This window comes from Streptomyces sp. NPDC102402 (genome assembly GCF_044765765.1).
In the GTDB taxonomy this organism is placed as follows: Bacteria; Actinomycetota; Actinomycetes; order Streptomycetales; family Streptomycetaceae; genus Streptomyces.
In genome coordinates this window covers 210426-232509 of sequence record NZ_JBIWKR010000004.1, presented here as the reverse complement: position 1 = coordinate 232509, position 22084 = coordinate 210426, and the positions used below count along the sequence as shown (strand labels likewise).

The 22084-nt window shown below is 71.6% G+C and carries 16 protein-coding genes and 1 pseudogene; 9 read left to right on the top strand and 8 right to left on the bottom strand.

Translation table 11 applies throughout. The features are described 5' to 3' along the window. Position 1 precedes the first annotated feature (1 nt). Complete coding sequence (locus ACIRJR_RS14825) at positions 2-823, bottom strand: endonuclease I family protein (protein WP_403779302.1); 822 nt, start codon at positions 821-823, stop codon at positions 2-4. Positions 824-1035: 212 nt separating this feature from the next. Here ACIRJR_RS14825 and ACIRJR_RS14820 point away from each other — a divergent pair, with 212 nt between their 5' ends. Next, entirely contained in the window at positions 1036-1242 is a 207-nt protein-coding gene (locus tag ACIRJR_RS14820; RefSeq protein WP_403779299.1) for a hypothetical protein, read from the top strand. Between the two features lie 70 nt (positions 1243-1312). Continuing rightward, complete coding sequence (locus tag ACIRJR_RS14815; protein ID WP_403779296.1) at positions 1313-2470, top strand: methyltransferase; 1158 nt, start codon at positions 1313-1315, stop codon at positions 2468-2470. Positions 2471-2476: 6 nt separating this feature from the next. On the opposite strand, the gene ACIRJR_RS14810 is transcribed toward ACIRJR_RS14815, so the two are convergent. After that, positions 2477-2947, bottom strand: coding sequence for a hypothetical protein (locus tag ACIRJR_RS14810; protein ID WP_403779293.1), 471 nt, complete (start codon positions 2945-2947; stop codon positions 2477-2479). Between the two features lie 130 nt (positions 2948-3077). On the opposite strand from ACIRJR_RS14810, the gene ACIRJR_RS14805 reads away from it, so the two are divergent. Beyond that, positions 3078-3968, top strand: coding sequence for an oxygenase MpaB family protein (locus tag ACIRJR_RS14805; protein WP_403779290.1), 891 nt, complete (start codon positions 3078-3080; stop codon positions 3966-3968). Positions 3969-4002: 34 nt separating this feature from the next. Then, a complete protein-coding gene (locus ACIRJR_RS14800; RefSeq protein WP_403779287.1) occupies positions 4003-6246 on the top strand; it encodes a tetratricopeptide repeat protein in 2244 nt (747 codons plus the stop codon). 10 nt (positions 6247-6256) lie between these two features. On the opposite strand, the pseudogene ACIRJR_RS14795 reads toward ACIRJR_RS14800, so the two are convergent. Then, positions 6257-6586: pseudogene (locus ACIRJR_RS14795) on the bottom strand (DinB family protein); the annotation flags it as partial. Between the two features lie 105 nt (positions 6587-6691). Between ACIRJR_RS14795 and ACIRJR_RS14790 the strand changes: the two are divergent. Next, a complete protein-coding gene (locus tag ACIRJR_RS14790) occupies positions 6692-8266 on the top strand; it encodes a phytoene desaturase family protein (protein ID WP_403779284.1) in 1575 nt (524 codons plus the stop codon). Between the two features lie 252 nt (positions 8267-8518). Here ACIRJR_RS14790 and ACIRJR_RS14785 read toward each other — a convergent pair whose 3' ends face one another. From ACIRJR_RS14785 to ACIRJR_RS14775, 3 genes are all read right to left on the bottom strand, one after another. Next, complete coding sequence (locus ACIRJR_RS14785) at positions 8519-9916, bottom strand: endo-1,4-beta-xylanase (protein ID WP_403779281.1); 1398 nt, start codon at positions 9914-9916, stop codon at positions 8519-8521. Positions 9917-10429: 513 nt separating this feature from the next. Then, complete coding sequence (locus tag ACIRJR_RS14780) at positions 10430-11074, bottom strand: SIMPL domain-containing protein (protein WP_403779278.1); 645 nt, start codon at positions 11072-11074, stop codon at positions 10430-10432. 27 nt (positions 11075-11101) lie between these two features. Continuing rightward, positions 11102-12967, bottom strand: a complete 1866-nt coding sequence (locus ACIRJR_RS14775; RefSeq protein WP_403779275.1) for a serine hydrolase — start codon at positions 12965-12967, stop codon at positions 11102-11104. A 264-nt stretch (positions 12968-13231) separates the two neighbouring features. Here ACIRJR_RS14775 and ACIRJR_RS14770 point away from each other — a divergent pair, with 264 nt between their 5' ends. From ACIRJR_RS14770 to ACIRJR_RS14760, 3 genes are all read left to right on the top strand, one after another. Beyond that, the gene (locus tag ACIRJR_RS14770) at positions 13232-14731 is read left to right on the top strand and encodes an acyl-CoA synthetase (protein ID WP_403779272.1); all 1500 of its coding nucleotides are present in this window, start codon (positions 13232-13234) and stop codon (positions 14729-14731) included. A gap of 578 nt (positions 14732-15309) precedes the next feature. Then, on the top strand, positions 15310-15810 hold the full coding sequence (locus ACIRJR_RS14765) for a sortase (RefSeq protein ID WP_403779269.1): 501 nt from the start codon (positions 15310-15312) through the stop codon (positions 15808-15810). A 36-nt stretch (positions 15811-15846) separates the two neighbouring features. Further along, positions 15847-16848 carry a class F sortase gene (locus ACIRJR_RS14760; RefSeq protein ID WP_403779266.1) on the top strand — a complete coding sequence of 334 codons (1002 nt, stop codon included), beginning with the start codon at positions 15847-15849 and terminating at the stop codon, positions 16846-16848. Positions 16849-16870: 22 nt separating this feature from the next. Here the strand turns inward: ACIRJR_RS14760 and paaK are convergent, their stop codons facing one another. Then, positions 16871-18160 carry a phenylacetate--CoA ligase PaaK gene (paaK, locus tag ACIRJR_RS14755; protein WP_403779263.1) on the bottom strand — a complete coding sequence of 430 codons (1290 nt, stop codon included), beginning with the start codon at positions 18158-18160 and terminating at the stop codon, positions 16871-16873. A 472-nt stretch (positions 18161-18632) separates the two neighbouring features. On the opposite strand from paaK, the gene ACIRJR_RS14750 reads away from it, so the two are divergent. Then, positions 18633-20153, top strand: a complete 1521-nt coding sequence (locus ACIRJR_RS14750; protein ID WP_403779260.1) for an alpha/beta fold hydrolase — start codon at positions 18633-18635, stop codon at positions 20151-20153. A gap of 41 nt (positions 20154-20194) precedes the next feature. On the opposite strand, the gene ACIRJR_RS14745 is transcribed toward ACIRJR_RS14750, so the two are convergent. Next, positions 20195-21829, bottom strand: a complete 1635-nt coding sequence (locus ACIRJR_RS14745) for an FAD-dependent oxidoreductase (protein ID WP_403779257.1) — start codon at positions 21827-21829, stop codon at positions 20195-20197. Positions 21830-22084 lie beyond the last annotated feature (255 nt).

The window sequence follows — 22084 nt, the reverse complement described above, 5'->3', positions numbered from 1 at the left end:
CCTACCAGATGGCCTCGACCCACTCGGGGTGGTCGATGAACGGGTTCCGGTTGTGCTGGAACCGGTCGAATATGACGTCGTTGCGGTTCTGCTCGAAGCTGTCCGGCGGGTCCTCCTGGCTCCACTGCTTCAGCACGGAGAGCCGCCCGATGTTCGGGGCCGAGCCGTTGTTCACGCTGTCGTTCGGCTCGAGGTCGGCGAAGGCGTCGTCGCCCTCGTAGCGCACGGCCATGTAGAGGATCATCCGGGCGACGTCGCCCTTGACCGCGTCGCGCGGCTCGAAGGAGTCGCTGTCGGTGTAGTTGCCGGGCGCCCCGGACACGGTGCTCCCGCCGTTGTCGAAGTCCTTGTTGCCCCGGACCGAGTTGACCTGGACGTCCGTGGGGCGCAGGTGGTGGATGTCGGTGCCGGGACCGGTCGAGGTGCCGAAGTCGCCGTGGGACTTGGCCCAGACGTGCTCGCGGTTCCAGTCGCCGGTGTCGCCCCCGTTGGTGCTCTTGGACTGGGAACGGCCGGTGTAGAGGAGGATCACGTTGGAGGCGTTGGACGGGTCCTCGTCGGTGGCCTTGAGCGCGTCCCACACCTGTGTGTAGGAGAGCTTGGTCTGGTCGCTGATGATCGTGTGCAGCGAGCTCTTGAGCGCGGTGCCGGTCTTGCCCAGGGCGTCCTGGTAGTAGGTGTCGTCGAGCGCGGAGGCCGGCGACGCCGCGCCGGCCTCCGAGGGGGTGGTGGCGGGCGCGGTGGCGGCGACACCGGTGAGTACGGCGATCGAGGCGGCTGTCGCGAGTAGTGGACGCGCGTAGAAACGGCGACGAACGGACATGTGGGGTGTCCTCTCCGGGGCGGCGAGACGGTGTCGTGGTGCCGGATGCTGTCTGCTCGGTCGGGAGCCTTCCACACGCACGGTGCCGGTCGTGTGAACGTTGCGTATTCATCATGTGCAAGTCAAGTGACAGGTCTTCCGTGGCCCGCCGGGGTCTCGGATGCGCGGATGCCGCCCCGGCGCGAGAATTGCCGCAAGGACGAGGAGGCGGTATGAGCGAAGAGTCCGAATCCGTATCCGCACCGCGCGTACGGGGGGTGACCCCCGACCGTCTGCTGCACACCGGCGGCAGCGATCAGCCCACCGCGGAGGACCTGGTACTCGCCTCCGGGCGGGACCTGACCCCCGAAAGTCTCGAATGGGCCCGGCGCAGGCTGTCCGAAGAGGGCCGCTCGGCCATCGACAAGCGGCTCCCGTAGGCCCGGGCGGCAGGTCGGGGGCGGGGAGCATGCGGAACGCTCCCCGCCCCTCGGTTAGCCTGAACGCAATATGAACCGTTTGACGACGTCACAGGGCGAATTCGATCTCGCCCGCTTTCCCGAGAGCCCTCGCGACCCGTTCCGCGCGTGGGACGCCGCCGACGAATACCTGCTGCGCCGGCTGGAGGGAGCGGAGGGAAGCGAGCCGGTCCGGCCCACCGGCACCGTGGCCGTCGTCGGAGACCGGTGGGGTGCGCTCGCCACGGCGCTGGCCGCGTACAGCCCCCTGCAGATCACCGATTCCTACCTCGCCCGGCGCGCCACCCAGGCCAATCTGGCGCGCAACGGTGCGGCACCTGACGCGGTGCGCATGCTCTCGGTGCGCGACACCCCGCCGGAACGCGTCGATTTGCTGCTCGTGCGGGTACCCAAGAGCCTCGCGCTGCTGGAGGACCAGCTCCACAGGCTCGCGCCCGCCGTCCATGCCGGAACCGTCGTCATCGGCACCGGCATGGTGAAGGAGATCCACACCTCGACCCTCAAGCTCTTCGAGCGGATCATCGGGCCCACCCGCACATCCCTCGCGGTGAAGAAGGCGCGCCTCATCTTCTGCACCCCCGATCCGGCCCTGCCCAGGACCGCCAGCCCGTGGCCGTACCACTACGACCTGCCCGACGACGTCGGCGCGGTCTCCGGCCGCACCGTCACCAACCACGCGGGGATCTTCTGCGCCGAACGCCTGGACATCGGCACCCGCTTCTTCCTCAAGCACCTGCCGGACCGAAAGGGCCCCGACCGCGTCGTCGACCTCGGGTGCGGGAACGGCGTCGTGGGCACCGCCGCGGCCCTTGCCAACCCGGATGCCGCCGTCACCTTCATCGACGAGTCGTACCAGGCCGTCGCCTCCGCGGAGGCGACCTTCCACGACAACGCCGGGCCGGACGCCGAGGCCGAGTTCCTCGTCGGTGACGCGATGGCGGACGTGCCTCCCGCCAGCGTGGACCTCGTCCTCACGAACCCGCCGTTCCACTCGCACCAGGCGGTCACCGACGCCACGGCCCGGAACATGTTCCACGGAGCACGTACGGCGCTGCGCCAGGGCGGTGAGCTGTGGGTCGTCGGCAACCGGCACCTCGGCTACCACACCCAGCTGAGGCGGATCTTCGGCAACTGCGTCACCGTGGCCGGTGACCCGAAGTTCGTCGTCCTGCGGGCCGTCAAGCGCTGACCGGCGTCAGGGGAGGCCGTCCCGGCCCAGCCAGGACGGCACCTCGGGCACCCCGGCGTCCCACGCGGGCGGTGGCCCTGGACCGGGCTCGGGCTCGGGTTCGGGTTCGGGATGTGCGGCCCCCGGCAGCCGCGCGGGCCCGTCCTCGGCCTCCGTTGCCGGAACCGGTACGGGGGGCCGCTCCGCGACGGGCTCCGGAGCGGCACTGTCGTACAGCTGCTCAGCCACCGTGAAGCGGCAGTGGAAGGGCTGCCAGACCCCGTCGACCACCAGCAGGAAGCCGTCCGCCTCGCGGTAGAGCATCCGGCGTCTCGGACTGGTCGGATGGACCGGCTCGAAGCGCTCTGCCCGGGTCCGCAGCACCGCGAGCGCCTCCTCACGCGTCCCCTCCACGTGGTCCAGCACACTGACCGACCACATCCTCCCCTGCCGGCCGAATCCGAGGTTCTGTTCCACGACCAGTCCCCACCTGGGCACGGCCTCACCCCTCCCCGTGACGTGCGTGGTCGCGGTATGCATGTAACCCGCGGTCCGACGCCATCCTACGAACCACGTTCCGTCCGCTGCGACCGCCCCGGTTCCACCGCCGAACGGAAGGAACGAGCCGATGAACGATCCGGACGAGGGACTCTTCGGCCCCCGCTCCGTCACCTGGCAGATGCACGCGGACCCCATGATGTGGGTGGCCGGCGTCCGCGCCCTCTACCTCCAGGCCCTCCACCCGCGCGCCGTCCGCGGTGTCATGCAGAACTCCGACTTCCGCGACGACGCCTGGGGGCGCCTGCTGCGTACGGCGGACTTCGTCGGCGCGCTCACCTACGGAACCACGCAGTCCGCCGAGAGGTACGGCGCCCGCGTCCGCAAGATCCACCGGCTCCTCGACGCCACCGACCCGGTCACCGGTGAGGTCTACGGCATCGACGAGCCGGAACTGCTGCTCTGGGTGCACTGCGCCGAGGTCGACTCGTACCTCCAGGTCGAGCGCCGCTCCGGATTCCCGCTCACCGGCTCCCAGGCCGACCGCTACGTCGACGAGCAGCGGGAGAGCGCCCGCCTCGTCGGGCTCGACCCGTCGCACGTCCCCGCCACGACCGCGGCCCTCGCCGCCTACTTCGAAGAGGTCCGGCCCCTGCTCGACGCGGGCCCGGAGGCCTCGGAGGTCGACGACTTCCTCCGCGACCCACCGGTCCCGGCCCTGCTGGTGCCCGCGCGTGCCCTGCTCTGGCGGCGGGTGGCCGCACTCGCCTACGACTCGCTGCCCGCGTACGCCCACGAGCTGTACGGCAGAGCCGCACCCCCGCGGGCCGTGGTCGACCGCCGTCTGCGGACGACCGGAGCCGCCCTGCGCGTCATTCCCGCGCGTCTGCGCCGGCGTCTGCCACCCCGCCACATCGTGAAGGCCGTGGCACGGCTCGGCCCCGGCAGCCGACCCGCACCGTACGGACTCCGCAGACAGGCAGCCATACTGGACGGGCCGGGGAGGGCGCAGCAGCGGTAGCGGGCAGCGATGCAGACGGGGGCGACAGCAGGCGATGGCGGACACCAGGCTGATCCAGAGCCGCTACCGGCTCCTCGACCTGATCGGGCGCGGAGGCATGGGCGAGGTGTGGCGTGCGCGCGACGAATCGCTGGGCCGGCAGGTGGCCGTCAAGTGCCTGAAGCCGGTGGGCCCGCAGCACGATCAGAACTTCACCCGCATACTGCGCGAGCGCTTCCGACGCGAGGCCCGGGTGGCCGCGGCGCTCCAGCACCGCGGAGTCACCGTCGTCCACGACTTCGGTGAGTCGGACGGCGTCCTCTACCTCGTCATGGAGCTCCTGGAGGGGCGCAACCTCAGCCAGCTCCTCGAGGACAACGAGCAGCACCCCCTGCCCGTGGACGACGTCGTCGACATCGCGGAACAGGTCGCCGACGCCCTCGGCTACACGCACCGCCAGGGCATCGTGCACCGTGACCTCAAGCCCGCGAACATCATGCGGCTCGACGACGGAGCGGTGAAGATCTGCGACTTCGGCATAGCCCGGCTCGGCCACGACATCGGCTTCACCTCCCGGCTCACCGGCACCGGCATCGCGATGGGGACCCCGCACTACATGTCGCCGGAACAGATCAGCGGCGTGGAGGTCGACCACCGCAGCGATCTCTACTCCCTGGGCTGCGTGCTGTACGAGATCGCCACGGGTGTCCCGCCGTTCGACATGGACGACGCCTGGGCCGTGCTCGTCGGGCACCGCGACACCGCACCCGAGTCCCCGCGGTCCCACCGCGCCGAACTCCCGGAGTTCTTCGACCAGGTGGTCCTTGAACTGCTGGCCAAGACGCCCGGGGAGCGGCCGGCCGACGCCGGCGAACTGCGGAAGCGCATCGCACTCGGGCGCACGGGTGCGCAGCCGGAGGCCACGAGGGTCCGCGCCGCGCCGCAGGTCCAGGCCCCGCACACCGGGGCACGCCGGCCCCGACTGCCCTCCTGGACACGCGACATGACCACCGGGCACAAGGCGACCGCCGCCCATCCCGGGTCGGCGGCCGTCGACCAGGCGACCGCGCTGACCGGGGCGTGGACCACCGGGGCAGCGCAGGCCCCCACCGGTGGCACCCCGCACGCGGGGGCCGGCCGCCCCACCCCGGCGCCCGGGCTGCTCGCCGCCCTGGCCGGCCGGCACAGCGCCGGCCTCGACCTCGGCCGCCTGGGCCACTGGGAGGAGGCGGGCGAGGTGCACCGCGCGGTCGCCGCCGAGCGGGAGCGCGTGCTCGGCCCCGACCACGCCGACACCCTCGCCAGCAGGTACGAGGTCGGATTCACCCTCAGCCGCACCGGACACCCCGCGGACGCGCTGCGCGAGTTCGGCCGGGTGACCGACGGACGCGAACGCGCCCTGGGGCCCGACCACCCGGAGACCCTGGCCGCCCGGCAGGAGACGGCCTACGTCCTCGGGCAGCTCGGCCGCCACTTCGAGGCGCACCAGGTCTATGCCGCGGTGCTGGCCTCGCGGGAGCGCTCGATGGGCCCGGACCACCCCGACACCCTGCGCTGCCGCCACAACCTCGCGTTCAACCTCAGCAGACTGGGCCGCCTGGAGGACTCGTACCGGATGGCCCGCGAGGTGGCGGACGCCCGCGGCCGTGTCCTCGGCGCGACGCATCCGGACACCCTCGTCACGCTGTACGAAGTCGCCTGCACGCTCGGCCGGATGGAACGCTGGACCGAAGCCCTGCAGACGTACCGCGAGGTGGCACAGGCGCGCGCCGCCGCGCTCGGCGCCGACCACCCCGACACCCTGTCCGCGCGCTACGAGGTGGGCATCAGCCTCGGCCGGCTGGGCCGCAGCGCCGAGGCCCTGGAGCTGTACAGGGGGCTGGTGGAGGACCGCACACGCGCCGGGGGCCCCGCCGACCCCGAGACGCTGCGCGCCCGGCACGGCCTCGGCGTCAACCTGGGCCGCATGGCGCGGTGGGAGGAGGCGCTGGCCGAGTCACGCGAGGTCTGCGCGATCCGCGAACGCACCCTGGGGCCCGGCCACCCCGACACGCTCGTCAGCCGTCGCGAGGTGGCTGTCGGCCTGGGCTGGCTCGGACGCTGGGCCGACGCGCTCACCGACTACCGCACGGTCGCCGAGATCCGCGAACGGGTTCTGGGCCCCGGCCACCCCGACACCCTCGCGAGCCGCAACGACGAGGCACACTGCCTGGAGCAGCTCGGCCGCGGCACGGAGGCGGTGGACCTCTACCGGCGGGTCGCCGACCTGCGACGGCAGCGGGGAATGCCGCCGCACTGACCGTCAGGTCTCAGACGAGGTCACTCCGTACGCGGTAGAGGTCGCGCAGCATCGCGATCTCCGCCCCGTGGTGCAGCAGTTCCTGGTTGACCCACCACACGGTGTTCAGGAAGAGATCCTCGGGGTCGCTGCCGTACGGGTAGGTGCAGTACCCGACGGTGTCGAGCGCCGCGTCGTCGGCTCCGAGCAACGCGGCCCGCCACGCGGACGCCGAGGCGTCGAAGTCCGCGAGGGCCGCTGACGCGCTCCCCGCCACGCGATAGTCCTCCCTGGTCAGGCTGTGCGCCCCTGCCGTGTGGTCGGCGCGCAGGGCCAGCAGCTCGCTGAGGTGGCTCAGCCAGCACCCTGCCACAGCGGCCACCGCGGGCGGGTTTCCGGTGCCCTCGCCCCGTGGTCCACGGGCCCGCACCCTGTCCAGGGCGATCATCGCGTGTTAGGAAGGGGCATGCCCGCGGACCGGACGGACTCACCCGGCACACCCACGCACGCCGCCTACGACACGGTGATCGTCGGCGGTGGCCACAACGGCCTTGTCGCGGCCGCCTACCTGGCCCGCGCCGGCCGTTCCGTGCTGGTCGTGGAACGTCTGGGCCGCACCGGGGGAGCGGCCGTCTCGGCGCGCCCCTTCGACGGGATCGACGCCCGGCTCTCCCGCTACTCCTACCTCGTCTCGCTCCTCCCGCGGAAGATCGTCCGTGAGCTCGGCCTCGACTTCGCCGTACGCAGGCGCACCGTCTCCTCGTACACCCCCACGACGCGCGGCGGGCGCCCGACCGGGCTGCTCGTCGGCGGCGAGGGCACCCGGGACTCCTTCGCCGCCATGACCGGCGGCGACCGGGAGTACGACGCCTGGCAGCGCTTCTACGGGCTGACGGGACGGGTGGCCGAGCGTGTGTTCCCGACCCTCACCGACCCCCTCCCGGCCCGCGAGGAGCTGCGGGCGCGTGTGGACGACGCGGAAGCCTGGCGCATGCTCTTCGAGGAGCCCATCGGCGTCGCCGTCGAGGAGAACTTCACCGACGACCTCGTCCGCGGAGTGGTGCTCACCGACGCGCTGATCGGCACCTTCGCCGATGCCCACGACCCGTCCCTCGTCCAGAACCGCTGCTTCCTCTACCACGTGATCGGCAATTCCACGGGGGACTGGGACGTCCCGGTCGGCGGCATGGGCGCGCTCACCGACGCCCTGGCCGCGGCGGCCCGCTCGGCGGGAGCCGAGATCAGGGTCCTGCACGAGGCCACCCGTATCGAGACCGAAGGAACCCGCGCCGAGGTCACCGTGCGCTCACCTCGCGGTGAACACGTCGTCGGCGCGGCCCGGGTCCTGGTCAACGCGTCGCCCCGGACGCTCTCGGCGCTCCTCGGCGAGGAGCCGCCCGCCCCGGCCGAAGGCGCGCAGCTGAAGGTGAACATGCTGCTCACGCGCCTGCCGAAGCTACGCGACCGCTCCGTGGACCCGCACCAGGCGTTCGCCGGTACGTTCCACATCGCCGAAGGGTACGAGCAACTGGCCACCGCGTACCGGGAAGCGGCGGCCGGACACCTGCCCGGCGCCCCGCCCTCCGAGATCTACTGCCACTCCCTCACCGACCCGTCGATCCTCGGCCCCGGTCTCGCGGCCGGCGGCTACCAGACCCTCACGCTCTTCGGACTGCACACCCCCGCCCGGCTCTTCAGGACGGACAACGAGGCGACGCGTGCGCGCCTGCTCGAAGCCACCCTGGCCGAACTCGACGCCCACCTCGACGAGCCGATCGCCGACTGTCTGGCGTCCGACGCCGACGGGCGGCCGTGCATCGAGGCGAAGACACCCCTCGACCTGGAACGGGACCTCGGACTGCCCGGCGGTCACATCTTCCACCGCGACCTCTCCTTCCCCTACGCCACCGGGGAGACGGGCCGATGGGGCGTGGAGACCGCCCATGCCAACGTGCTGCTGTGCGGGGCCGGCGCGGTGCGCGGCGGCGGGGTGAGCGGCGTGCCCGGCCACAACGCCGCCATGGCGGCACTGGGCCGGTGACCGCGGCCTCCGCCGACCGGGGTGTCAGCAGCCCACTGTACGGACCGGCTCCACGGCGGCGTCCGCCCGGGAAACGGAGACGCCCCGCCCCGGCCGGACGACGGTCGGAGCGGAGCGCCTCAGAGGGACGGTGCGGCCCGGTGCGGGCCCGTCGCACCCCGTCCTGTCCCGCCGGTCAGGACGGAGGAGGCGGGTGCCTCGCCGGGTCCTGTGCCGCCTGGAGCCCGGAACCAGGATCGGGGGTGCGGCTGTTCAGGAGGCCGTGCAGGCCCCGACGACCGGCACCGTCGTGCTGCCGTTCGTCGTGACGGTGAACCCGAAGCTCGTCGAGGCACCGGCCGCCAGCGTTCCGTTCCAGGCAGGCTTGACCGTCATCACGTTCCCCGAGGTGGTGGGTGTGCCGTTCCAGAGGGCGGAGACCTTCTGGGGCGACGGGACGGTCACCGGAACCGACCAGGTGGTGATGCCCGCGGTGCCGGCCTTGACGGTCACCTGCCCGTTGTACCCTCCGTTCCACGTCGAGGTCTGCGTGTACGTCGCGGTGCAGGCGCCGGTGCTCCCGCCACCGTCGTCCCCTCCACCGTCGTCCCCGCCTCCGCTCGATCCGCCGAGTGCGGCGAGCACGGCTTCGTAGGCCGGCTTCTTGTTGTAGTCGCCGTCGAACAGCAGGGGTGTTCCGCTGCTGCGCCACGAGTACTTGTCCGTGACACCCCAGACGGTGATCCCCGTGCATCGCGTGACGGCAAGACAGGCGTTCACCACCTTGGTGTAGTTCGCGGCCTGGGCGGAACCGGAGCCCTCGATGTCCAGCTCGGTGATCTGCACGTCGACACCGAGATCGGCGAAGCGCTGCAGGTTGGCCTGGAAATCGGAGGGCACCGGCGAGTTGCTGTTGAAGTGCGACTGGAAGCCCACGCAGTCGATCGGGACGCCGCGCGCCTTGAAGTCCTTCACCATGTCGTACACCGCGTTGCTCTTCGCGTTCTGACCGTCGGTGTTGTAGTCGTTGTAGCAGAGCTTGGCGTCGGCATCGACCGTGCGGGCGGTTCGGAACGCCTCCTCGATGAAGCCGCTGCCGAGCTTGTCCTGGAACGGCGAACTGCGCCGTGCCCCGCTGCCGCCGTCCTGGTACGCCTCGTTCACCACGTCCCAGGAATGGATCTTGCCCTTGTAGTGGGTCATCACCTGGGTGATGTGGTTGTTCATCGCCGAGCGGAGATCGGTGGCGCTCAGACCGCTCACCCAGCCGGGAAGCTGCGAGTGCCACACGAGTGTGTGGCCGCGCACCTTCATCCCCTTGCTCTGGGCGCGGCTGACGATCTGGTCGGCCGCGGAGAAGCTGAAGGAGTTGCGGGAGCTCTCGACCGCGTCCCATTTCATCTCGTTCTCGGGGGTGACCGAGTCGAACTGGGCGTCCAGCGTGGAGGCGTACGGTGCTTCACCGAGGTGGTTGGCCGCCACCGCCGTTCCGAAGTAGCGGCCCTTGGCGGCCGCGGCGTCACCGAGCGCGCCGGTCGCCTCGGCGCTGCCGGCGAGCGCGACGACACCGGCTGCGGCGAGGACGCCCGCCGTGACGAGCGACAGAGCCCGTCTGGCACGGGCCGGCGTATGCGGGCGGGCGGGGACGCCGCCGGGGGGAATCTGGGCCATCACGTATTCCAGCCTCTTCTTCCGGTTGCCGGGCGCGTCGAACCGGGCGCCCGGGCAGGGGTTTCGGACCGTTCGAGGTGCTGTGCATCCGCCGTCGGACGCCCCGGAGGGTGTGCGGGCCGACGGGAGGACGAGCTGTGGAACAAGGGGAGCGAGGGAGAGTATGCGCGTAACGGGAGGACGCGTCAACGCTACATTTCCGAAATATTTCCGAGCGAATACCCGCTCATTTGAGGGGAATTGATGGCTCAACCTGCGGAGACAGCGCGACAGTCGACGTCTGGGATGTCTGCCCGCCTAAATATTTCATCGTCATACCGACGTGTGACGAAAGGAGATCAGAAGTTCAGTCGAAAGTTTCGATGGTTGCTCGGGGTGGTCCCCACGACGGTCTCCTCGGCCGTATTCCGCGGCAGTGGATCAGGAAGCGCGGGCCGCTCCGGGGCGGCCCGCGCTCCGTCGTGGTCGCGCCGCGGCGCGCGCGGTTGAGGGCACGCGCCGCGGCGCGTGCCCTCAACCGCCGAGCAGTGAGAAGCCGAGGACGACCCCTGCCGAGACGGTCACCTTGCCGGGCGTCAGATCGCCCTCGCCGCCGTCGGCGTCGGCGCCGCCGTGCCCGCGATAGCTCTGGATCTGCTCGGCGTCCACATCCTTGATGTGGACGACGGGCCCCAGCCGTGTCCCCGCCGCCTGCGCGTACAGGCCGGCCTTCTCCCGCGCCGCTGCCACGGCCGCGATGCGGGCCCGGGCGCGCAGTTCCTTCTTCGTGCTCACGTCGAATTCGACACTCTTGACCTCGTTGGCCCCGGCGTCGACGGTGTCGATGAGGACGGTCTCCAGGCTGTCCAGCTCGCGCAGTTCGATCACGAACGAGGCGCTGCACTCGTATCCCAGGAACGTGCGGTCGCTGCCGTAGCTCCACCGGGAGGAAAGGATCAGTCTGGACGTGGACACCGCGGTCTCCGGGACTCCGTGCCGCCGCAGGACCGCACGGATCCCGTTCACCCCGCCCCGCGTGGCGGCGAATGCCTCGCCCGGCGTGTTCTTGATCTGCACGATCGCCAGGCGGAGGCGCGCCAGGTCCGGTGCGGCGTCCACGCTCGCCGCCCCGAACACCGACACGCCCCACGGGCTGTCTATGGAATGGGTTCCGTTCATGCCGGTCATCCAACCAGCGCGCTCCGGTCAGTCGGCGGAAACGGCCCACCCCGTCGCCTCGACGAGGCGGGCGTCACCCGGGCGTCGCTCGTCGAAGAGGGTGCGCCCGCCGTCCTCGACCCGGATGCCGTCGACGTACACACCGCGCCCGACGTACATCGCGTCCGTGGTGTAGCGCCACCGCAGCCGTATCTCCGTGCCCCGCAGCGTGCCCAGGTCTGCCTCCAGTCGGTGCCACACCCGCCCCGACCACCCGGAGACCGAGCCGTCCGGATGCGGCTGGGACTCCCGTGGGCGCTCACCGTCCGTGGGTACGGTGGTGAACGGCACGGGCTGCCACGTCCCTCCCGAGTCCGGCGAGGCCTCCAGCAGGAGGGCATCCGAAGCCGGCTCGGTGTCCCACCAGAAGTCGCAGCTCAGCAACGGGCGTGAGGCGGTGGGGCGCAGTGCGGGCAGCGTGAGCGTCGCGGTGGTGGCGCTCGCCATGCCCGAGAACCAGGCGGTACCGCCCCGGACCGGGCGCACCGGAACCGCGCGCGCCATCCGGTTGGCGGTGGCCACCCGTGGTGCGCTGCCCGAGCGCCAGCCGCGCACCGGGTGGACGGAGTTGCCCAGGACGATCAGGAAGGAGTCCGTCGTCGGGTCGAGGACGAGGCTTGTGCCCGTGAAGCCCGTGTGCCCCGCCGTGCGCGGAGTGGCCATCGCGCCCATGTACCAGTGCTGGTAGAGCTCGAAGCCCAGGCCGTGCTCGTCTCCGGGGAACGCGGTGTTGAAGTCGGTGAACAACAGCTCCACGGACTCCTCGGACAGGATCCGGGACCTGCCGTAGGTGCCTCCGTTCAGCAAGGTGCGCGCCAGCACGGCCAGGTCCCAGGCGCACGAGAAGACCCCCGCGTGGCCCGCGATTCCGCCCAGGCTGTACGCGTTCTCGTCGTGGACCTCGCCGTGGATCATCCCGCGCTCGAGCCCCGACCAGGGCAGCCGGGCGTCCTCGGTGGCCGCGATCTTCGGCTTCCAGGAAGCGGGAGGGTTGTACCGGGTGCGGTGCATCCCGAGCGGCGCGGTGATCTCCTCGCGGAGCAGGACGTCCTGGGTGCGGCCGGTGATCTTCTCCACGATCAGCTGCAACGAGATGAGGTTGAGATCGGAGTAGAGGTACGCGGTGCCCGGAGCCGAGGTGGGGACCTCGTCCCAGATCAGACGCAGCTTCCCCTCACGGGTCGGCTCCTTGTACAGGGGGATCCACGCGCGGAAGCCGGAGGTGTGCGTGAGCAGCTGACGGACGGTGACGTCCTGCTTCCCTCCACCGGCGAAGTCGGGAAGATACGAGGCGACCCGCGCCTCCAGCTCCAGCGCGCCCCGTTCGATCTGCTGCACGGCGAGGATCGAGGTGAACAGCTTGGACACCGAGGCCAGGTCGAACACCGTGTCCTCGGCCATCGCGATCTGCTGGTCCGGCGGCAGTTCCACACCTGTGTCGGTCTTCTCGTCGTAGGCCGAGTAGCGCACCGCCTTCCCGACCGGCCGGTGCAGGGCCACCGTGCCGCCCCTGCCCGCGAGCAGGACCGCGCCCGCGTACCAGGGGTGCACGGGAGAGGCGTCGAGGTACTTCTCCGCATCGGTGACGAGCTGGTCGAGCTGGTCCGCCAGCAGCCCGGCACGCGCGGCTGACCCGCGGCGCAGCGTCGGCCGGCCGCTCCCTGACCCCATACCCGCCCCGGTTCCCGTAGGTGCGCCGCCGCCGGACGGCCCCGCGCCCCGCTCGACGCCGACCGCCGCTCCCGCCGCCCCGGCGAAGGGGATCGGGGCGAGGGCGAGTGCCCCGCCCAGCGCCAGTATCCCGCCGCCCAGCCTCCGACGGCTCATTCCTCGGTCCGACACGTCTCCGGCCATCCGGAACCCTTCCCCTCACGTCGAAAGCACCCGACTGAAAGTAACTTTCGAAATCTCGTACGGTGATGAAACTTCTTGCCGAGGCAGAGATTACTGTCACCGTCGCCGCCCGGGGAGCCCTGGCGGCGAGGAGATATTGACGACCCGTCAGCTGAGTGCCGGGGGTGCCGGGACCGGCCGTTGCGGGCCGGACCGGGCGCCGGCCGGTCGACACGGCCGTCCCCGGCCCTTGATTCTCGGCGAGCCGCACCCCAGGATCACGCCATGACAGGTGTACACAGCAGCACAGTGGACGGCGTCCTGACGCGCAGCGCACGGCGCACCCCCGGGCGCACCGCCGTACGGTACGCCGAGCGCTCCTGGACCTATGCCGCCCTGGACGAGGCGGTCAGTACGGCGGCCGCCGTACTGACCGCCTCGCACGGACTGCGCCCCGGCGACCGGGTGGCGTCCTACGCCCACAATTCCGACGTGTACCTGATCGCCTACCTGGCCTGCGCCCGGGCTGGGCTGGTCCATGTGCCGGTCAATCAGAACCTCACCGGCGAGGACCTGTCGTACATCCTCAGCCAGTCGGGCAGCACGCTCGTCCTCACCGACCCGGGCCTCGCCCCGCGCGTCCCCTCCGGCCACACCGTACGGCCGCTGCGCGACGCGCCGGACTCCCTCCTCGGCGAACTGGACACACCGCGTCCCTTCACCTCGGCGCGTGAACCCGGCGCCGACGACCTGGTCCAGCTGCTCTACACCTCCGGCACGACCGCCCGGCCCAAGGGCGCGATGATGACGCACGGAGCGCTCGTCCACGAGTACGTCAGCGCCGTCACCGCACTCGACCTGCGCCCCACCGACCGGCCGGTGCACTCGCTGCCCCTCTACCACTCCGCGCAGATGCACGTGTTCCTGCTGCCCTACCTCGCGGTCGGCGCCGAGAACACCATCCTCGACGCCCCGGACGCCGGCCGGATCTTCGACCTGGTCGAAGCGGGCCGGGCGGACAGCCTCTTCGCACCGCCGACCGTATGGATCGGGCTCGCCAACCACCCGGAGTTCCCCACCCGTGAGCTCCAGGGCCTGCGCAAGGCCTACTACGGCGCGTCGATCATGCCGGTGCCCGTCCTGGAGCGCCTGCGCGAGCGGCTGCCGGACCTGGCGTTCTACAACTGCTTCGGCCAGAGCGAGATCGGCCCCCTCGCCACGGTCCTCGGCCCCGACGAGCACGAAGGCCGGATGGACTCCTGCGGGCGGCCCGTGCTCTTCGTCGAGGCGAAGGTGATCGACGAGGACGGCACAGAAGTGCCGGACGGCACGGCGGGCGAAGTGGTCTACCGCTCCCCTCAGCTGTGCCAGGGCTACTGGGACAAGCCGGAGGAGAGCGCGGAGGCCTTCCGCGACGGCTGGTTCCACTCCGGCGATCTCGCCGTCCGCGACTCGGAGGGCTACTTCACCGTCGTCGACCGGGTGAAGGACGTCATCAACTCGGGAGGAGTGCTCGTCGCCTCCCGGCAGGTGGAGGATGCCCTCTACGCCCACCCCGCGGTGGCCGAGGCTGCCGTGGTGGGCCTGCCCGACGAGCGCTGGATCGAGGCCGTCACCGCGTTCGTGGTGCTCCGGGGCGAGGCTTCGGAGGCCGAACTCATCGAACACGCCCGCGGGGCACTTGCCCACTTCAAGGCCCCGAAGAGGGTCCTGTTCGTCGACGGACTCCCACGCAACGCCAGCGGCAAGATCCTCAAGCGCGAGCTGCGGGACCAGTTCTCCTGACCGTGCCCGGCGACGGCAGCGCGGGGGGCCTGTGCCTGCCTCCGGACCCCCGCTGTGAGACGCCCAGGAGGCGGGTGCCCCGCTCGGCGTCAGGCAGCGCGGGTGGCGGCTGCCCGGCCCGAGCCGCTCCGTCGAGGCGGACTCCCCAGGGGCTCCGCACTCCTTCGATCGGCTCCGCTCGTTCCACGTCGAGGCCGCGGTGAACGCTCCCGATTCCGTGGACGAGCGGTGCCTGAGGCCCGATCAGGTCGCGCTCCGGCCACGGCCCCGACGTTCCCCCGCGTCCGTATCCGGATCCGCCCCGCTCCTTCGGCCGGAGCCTGGGACCGACCCGTCGGCGGCCGCCGACGCGCGCTGCCTTAGCCCGTTCGCCGTCCTTGGAGTGACCCCTCCTCAGGTGTCACTCCCAATCACGTGACCTGCGTAAACGATCGCCGGGCCGCGCAGTCGCGCGCCTGGCCGGGTGACGTGGCGGGCAGCACCTCGTGTTGCAGAGGTGACGGCCTGTCGGTTGCCTCGGGAGCACAGCAGAGGTGCCGCGCAGACCGGCCGGACCCTGCTCCCGTTGGAGGATCCACATGCGCAACACACGCATCGGTGCGGGTATCTGTCTGGCCGTAGGCTCCCTCGCACTCGCGGCCCCGGCCGCCGGAGCGGCGGACGCCCCATCGGGCGACCAGACCATTCGGATCAGCCCCGCCAAGGCCTCGCCCGGCTCCCAGGTCACCGTGAGCACCAGGGACTGCGGCAAGGAGACCTACGGCAAGGGCACGTCGGAGGCGGCAGGTGCCTTCCACCTCTTCGCGGGCGACCGGGAAGGCGTGCTCGTCGGTGTGTTCGAGATTCCGAGGGGCACCGAGCCGGGCACCGACACGGTCACGGTGAAGTGCCCGCCGCGGGTCATGATCACGGACACCTACAAGATCGAGGACCGCGTCCCCTCCGGCGGGGTCGACGCCGGTTTCGGAGCCCCCACCGACCAGAACACGCAGCTCGCCCTCGGAAGCGTGCTGCTCGCCGGAGCCGTGGCCGGGGGAGTGGTCAGGTTGCGCCGCAGGACCGCCCGGGCCGGTTCCTGACCGCACGCACCACGCGTGACGCACCACGTATGACGCATGACGCATGACGCACGTCCCCGGGACCGGACGCCGTCCCCGTCCGGTCCCCGCGGACACCCACCCACCCGCTGCGAAGCTGAGGCACACGCGATGGATACCGGGCGAAGGACCAGCACCACGTCCCCCCAGTCGTTCCCGGCGGTCAAGCACCTCGTCTGGGCCCTCGTGGCGGGCACCGCCCTGGTGGCCGGCGGACTGCGTGACAGCACACCGCCACAGCCACCGGGCTCCGGAGCCGCCGCACCGCCCGCCGCCCCGCAACCGGCCACGGTCCCCCCGGCCGCCCCCGTGACTCTTCCACGGGCTCCCGCCTATCTGGCCTTTGACCACGCCGCCCCCGAGCCCCCCTCCTTCGTACGACGTCCCATCGCACCACCGGTGCTCCTGCCGGGGGCACACGTCCGCCCGGCGCCCCTGCTCCCGCTGCCGACCGGGCCCGAACCGGCAGGGCCGACCCCCGCGAGCCCCGTGTCGCCGACGCCGGGTGCCGGGCCGGTTCCCTCCCGCAGCGCCCCCTCCTCGCGTCCCGCCGTGCAGCCCCTCCCTCCCTCGACGCCGCTCCGGCTACGGATCCCGGCGGTGAAGGTGGACGCGCCCATGATGAAGCTCGGGCTCGACGCGGCGGGAGCCCTGGAACCCCCGCCCGACAACAACCCCGTGCTGACCGGCTGGTACGCCGGCGGAACCGTGCCGGGTGCCGTGGGCACCGCCATCACGGCGGGGCACGTGGACACCAGCTTGGGGCCCGGTGTCTTCCACAAGCTGGGTTCCGTGCGCGAGGGTGCCGTCATCGAGATCGTCCGGGCGGACCAGCGCACCGCGGTGTTCAGCGTCTACGCCGTGGAGGTCTACGACAAGAAGCACTTCCCCGACGAGAAGGTCTACGGCCCGTCGGCCCGGCCCGAACTGCGGGTGATCACCTGCGGCGGGCAGTACAGCGAGAAGGCCGGCTACGAGGACAACGTCGTGGTCTTCGCGGCTCTGACCGCGACGCGCTGATCGATCCAGGGACGCGGCCGCCTCAGACGGCCTCCCGCAGGTCGACGATCCGCCTGATCTTTCCGACCGACCGTTCCAGCGTCTCCGGATCGACGATCTCGACCCCGACGCTCACTCCGACCCCGTCCTTGACGGCCGCCGCGATCGACACGGCCGCCGCCTCGCGCTCGTCCGTCGTCGCGGCCGCCCGTGCCTCCGCCCGCACGGTCAGCGCGTCCATCCGCCCCTGACGGGTCAGCCGCAGCTGGAAGTGCGGCGCCACCCCCGGGGTCCGGAGCACGATCTCCTCGATCTGGGTGGGGAACAGGTTCACTCCGCGCAGAATCACCATGTCGTCACTGCGCCCGGTGACCTTCTCCATGCGCCGGAAGGCGCGCGCCGTGCCGGGCAGCAACCGCGTCAGGTCCCGGGTCCGGTAGCGGATGACCGGCATGGCCTCCTTGGTGAGAGAGGTGAAGACCAGCTCGCCCTCCTCCCCGTCCGGCAGGACCTCGCCGGTGAAAGGGTCGACGACCTCCGGATAGAAGTGGTCCTCCCAGATGTGCAGGCCGTCCTTGGTCTCGACGCACTCCTGCGCCACGCCCGGGCCCATCACCTCCGAGAGCCCGTATATGTCGACCGCGTCGATGGCGAACCGTTCCTCGATCTCACCGCGCATCTGCTCGGTCCACGGCTCGGCACCGAAGATGCCGACCTTCAGCGATGTCGAACGGGGATCGACCCCCTGGCGCTCGAACTCGTCCAGCAGGGTCAGCATGTAGGAGGGCGTGATCATGATGATCTCGGGACGGAAATCCTGGATCAGCTGCACCTGCCGCGCCGTCATCCCTCCGGACGCCGGGATGACGGTGCACCCGAGGCGCTCCGCCCCGTAGTGGGCGCCCAGCCCTCCGGTGAACAGGCCGTATCCGTAGGCCACGTGGGCCTTGTGTCCCGGGCGCCCGCCTGCCGCTCTGATCGAGCGGGCGACCACGTCCGCCCAGGTGTCCAGGTCGCCGTCGGTGTACCCGACCACCGTGGGCCGGCCGGTCGTGCCGCTGGAGGCGTGGATCCGCCGGACCCGGTCCTCGGGGACGGCGAACATCCCGAACGGGTAGTTGTCGCGCAGGTCGGCCTTGACGGTGAAAGGGAAGCGGGACAGATCCGCGAGCGTACGGCAGTCCTCGGGAAGCAGCCCCGCCTCGTCGAAGGACGCACGGTAGAAGCCGACGTTCTCGTAGGCGTGCCGCAGCGTGGCCCGGAGCCGTTCGAGCTGCAGAGCTTCGAGCTCGTCGCGTCCGAGCCGCTCGCCGGCGTCCAGCAGCGCGGTCATACGGATCGTCCCCTCGCCTAGCAGCGACCGACCATTCGGTCGCCTCCTGGAAGCAGTAATTCAGGAGGCGGGGGGTTCTGGCAAGGGGGGAGACGCCGCCTGTGGACAACTCCTGCTCCCATCCCCGGAGCGCTGAATCCGGGGTGGCCGTCGGGCCGCCGCCCGATGAGTCCGCACGGGTCCGTGCCTGTCCCGAAGCCCGGGACACCCGTTGGCGGGTTCGGTTCGCCGCGCGGGTCCACAGCCGCGAGGGATCGCCCGAGGGCCGGGTACTCGCGGTCCTCGGCCGGCCGCACCCGCGGTTCTCCGAACCCGGCTTCCGGCGATCGTCACGACTGCCGTCTCCCGGACCCCCGAACCCGCACTTCGGACCGGGCGGGAGGCCGCCGGCTCCTGGCCGGGGCCGCCGTCACCTGCTTCGCTGTGGGCGTACGCATCCCCGTCGAGCCGCCCGCCCTGTTTGGATGGAGTCATGCCGATCTTCAGCACGTATGACGGAACCGCCCTGGCCTACCATCTGGTGGGTGAGGGCGAACCGCTGATCTGCCTGCCCGGTGGCCCCATGCGGGCGGCCCGGTACTTCGGCGACCTCGGCGGTCTGTCCCGCGTACGGCAACTGGTCCTGCTCGACCTGCGCGGCACCGGGGACTCCGCCGTCCCGCAGGACCCGGAGACGTACCGCATCGACCGCCTCGTCGAGGACGTCGAGGCGCTCCGCGAGCACCTCGGTCTCGAACGCGTCGATCTGCTGGGCCACTCCGCCGCCGGTGAGCTCGCGGCGCTCTACGCGGCGAGCCACCCGCAACGGCTGCGCTCCCTCACCCTCGTCACACCGGCGACCGGCACCCTGGGCCTTCCCGCCACCGACCAGGACCGGCGCGACGCCGCGGCGCTGCGCTCCCACGAGCCCTGGTACACCGAGGCCAGGGCCGCGCTGGACGAGATCCAGGCCGGCCGCGCGACGCCCGAGGTCTGGGCCGGCATCCGGCCCTTCACCTACGGGCGCTGGGACGAGGCCGCCCAGGCCCACGCCGCCCAGTCCCCCGCGCAGCGGAACGCCTCCGCGGCGGCGCACTACTACCCCGAGAGGGCTCTGGACACCGAGACCACGGTCGCCGCGCTGCGGGAGCTGCAGGTGCCCGTACTCGTCCTCGCGGGGGAGTACGACGGCGGCCCGAGCCCCGACCGCGCGGCGGAGCTCGCCGCGCTCTTCCCCAGAGCCGAGTTCGTCGTCCAGCGGGGCGCGAGCCACTTTCCGTGGATGGACGACGCCGGCGCCTTCGTCCGCGCCGTCGCCGCCTTCCTCGACCCCGACGTGAAAAGCGTGCAGGCCGGCGGCATCCGCCTCGCGTACCGCACCTGGGGGGACCCCTCGGCCCCGCCCGTCGTCCTCGCCCACGGACGGAGCGGCAACAGCACGGACTGGACGGCGGTCGCCGAGCAGCTCGCTGCCCGCCACCGGGTGTACGCACTCGACTTCCGCGGCCACGGCCTGAGCGACTGGCCGGGCCGCTACTCCTTCGAGCTCTTCCGCGACGACCTGCACGCCTTCCTGGAAGCCCGCAACCTGTCCGGCGCCACGGTGATCGGGCACTCCATGGGAGGCGTGGCCGCGCTGCTGCTCGCCGAGCGGTACCCCGCACTGATCGGGACCCTGGTCATCGAGGACGCTCCGCCCCTGTTTCCCGCGGACCCGCCCCGGCCCCTGGCCGAGCGGCCGCCGGGAGACCTCGACTTCGACTGGCAGGTGGTCCCCTCCACCGACGCCCAACTGAACGCTCCGGACCCGGCCGCACGCGAGTGCCTGGGCGACATCACCGCTCCGGCACTCGTCGTCGGGGGCTCCCGCAGCCACATCGACCAGGAGCAACTGGCCTGGACGGCGCGCCGGATACCCGGAGGCCAGTTCGTCTCCGTCGACGCCGGCCACCTCGTGCACACCGACCGCCCGAAGGAATTCCTCGCCGCCCTCAGGGCGTTCGGCGTCGGATGAAGGGCGGGCCCCCGCGGGGGCCCGCCCGTCGCACCCGCGCCTCAGCCGCGGTGGAGAAGCGTCAGCATGACCTCGTACAGCGTCGCCTCCGGGTCCGCCGCCGCGCCCTCGGAACGCCACGCGACGAATCCGTCGGGCCGCACCAGCACGGCGCCCTCGGCCGACGTGCCGTGCGAAGAGGCCCAGTCGCCCCCGTTCTCGGGCTCCAGGTCGGCACCCGGGACCGAACCGATCCCGAACGCGTCCAAGGGGATCGACAGGCGCTTCGCCACGGCCTCCGCCGCCGTTCGCCATTCCGGATACCGGGCGTCGCTCAGCAGCACGAACGACCTCTCGTACAGGTCCAGCGTCGACACGCGCCCTCCGTCCCGGCCGAGCCACATGTGCGGTGCGCGGGTGCCCGGGTCGCCCGTCAGGCCCATGCCGTCCGGGACCACCGGAAGGCCGGGATCGACGTCCAGGACGGCGCCCCGCACATAGCGGTAGCCGAGCGCGACCGTGAGCATCCCGCCCTTGCGGCCACCGCCGGGGCCGGGTGAGCCGGCGAATCCCGGGTGGCTGTGCTCGCCCGAACGGGCCGACGCACGCGCGCTCGTGGCCCGTGCCACCGGCAGCCGCTCCGCCTCGTACGTCCCGAGGAGCCCGGGTCCCGCCACCTCGTCGAGCACGGCGGCCAGCTTCCACGCCAGGTTGTGCGCGTCCTGGATGCCGGTGTTGGAGCCGAACGCCCCGGTGGGAGACATCTCGTGGGCCGAGTCACCGGCCAGGAAGACCCTGCCGGAACCGTATCGCTCGGCCACCCGCTCCGCCGCGTGCCACGGAGCCTTGCCCGTGATCTCCACGTCCAGGTCAGGCGCCCCGACCGCCCTGCGGATGTGGTCCGCGCAGCGCTCGTCGGAGAAGTCCTCCAGCGTCTCGCCCCGGTCGGGCTGCCACGGGGCGTGGAACACCCACTGCTCCTCGTTGTCCACGGGCAGCAGCGCCCCGTCCGCCTCCGGGGCCGTCAGATAGCAGACGATGAAGCGCCGGTCACCCACCACCGAGGCGAGCCGCCGGGAGCGGAAGGTGATGCTCACGTTGTGGAAGAGGTCCCCAGGCCCCGTCTGGCCGATGCCCAGCCGCTCCCGGACCGGACTGCGCGGCCCGTCGGCCGCGACGAGATAGTCCGCGCGCACCGTGGTGTGCTGCCCGGTCTCCCGGTCCTTCACCACGGCGGTGACCCCGTCCGCGTCCTGGTCGAAGGTGAGCAGTTCGGTGGAGAACCGCAGCTCGCTGCCCTGCGCGCGGGCGTGGTCCACGAGCACGGGTTCCAGGTCGTTCTGGCTGCACAGGCACCAGCCGCTCGGGCTGAACCTGGCGAGCCCGCCACCAGGGTCGATCTCCTTGAACAGCCACTCCTGGTCGTCGCCGGTGAGCGACCCGGCCTGGAGGATGCCGTGGTTCTCCGCGAGCACGGACGCCGCGTCACGGATCAGCTGCTCGGCGCCCGCAGCCCGGAACACCTCCATCGTGCGGACGTTGTTGCCGCGCCCTCTCGGGTGGGTCGAGGTGCCGCTGTGCTTCTCCACCAGCAGGTGGCGGACGCCGAGCCGGCTCAGGAAGAGGGACGTGGACAGGCCCACAAGGGAGCCGCCCACGATGAGGACCGGTACGCGTAGGTCGACGTTCTCGTTCATCAGTTGCTCCAGCTCGGACGCATGACGGATGCAGTGTCCATGCCCTGGCGGGAGGCCTTCGGCCGGGCTTCGGACGGCGCCTCACCTGAACGGTTCATAAATCTCGCGCCGCCCGTACCAGCGTTCCACGATCAGTCGCGGGAGCGATGCCCGTGATGCGGGGGCGGACGTCACCTGCCGCGGACAGAGACCTGTGCCGCTTCCACCGAAACCGACGGATGACGAGGGGCCACGGGATGTGGCCGCCGCACCGTC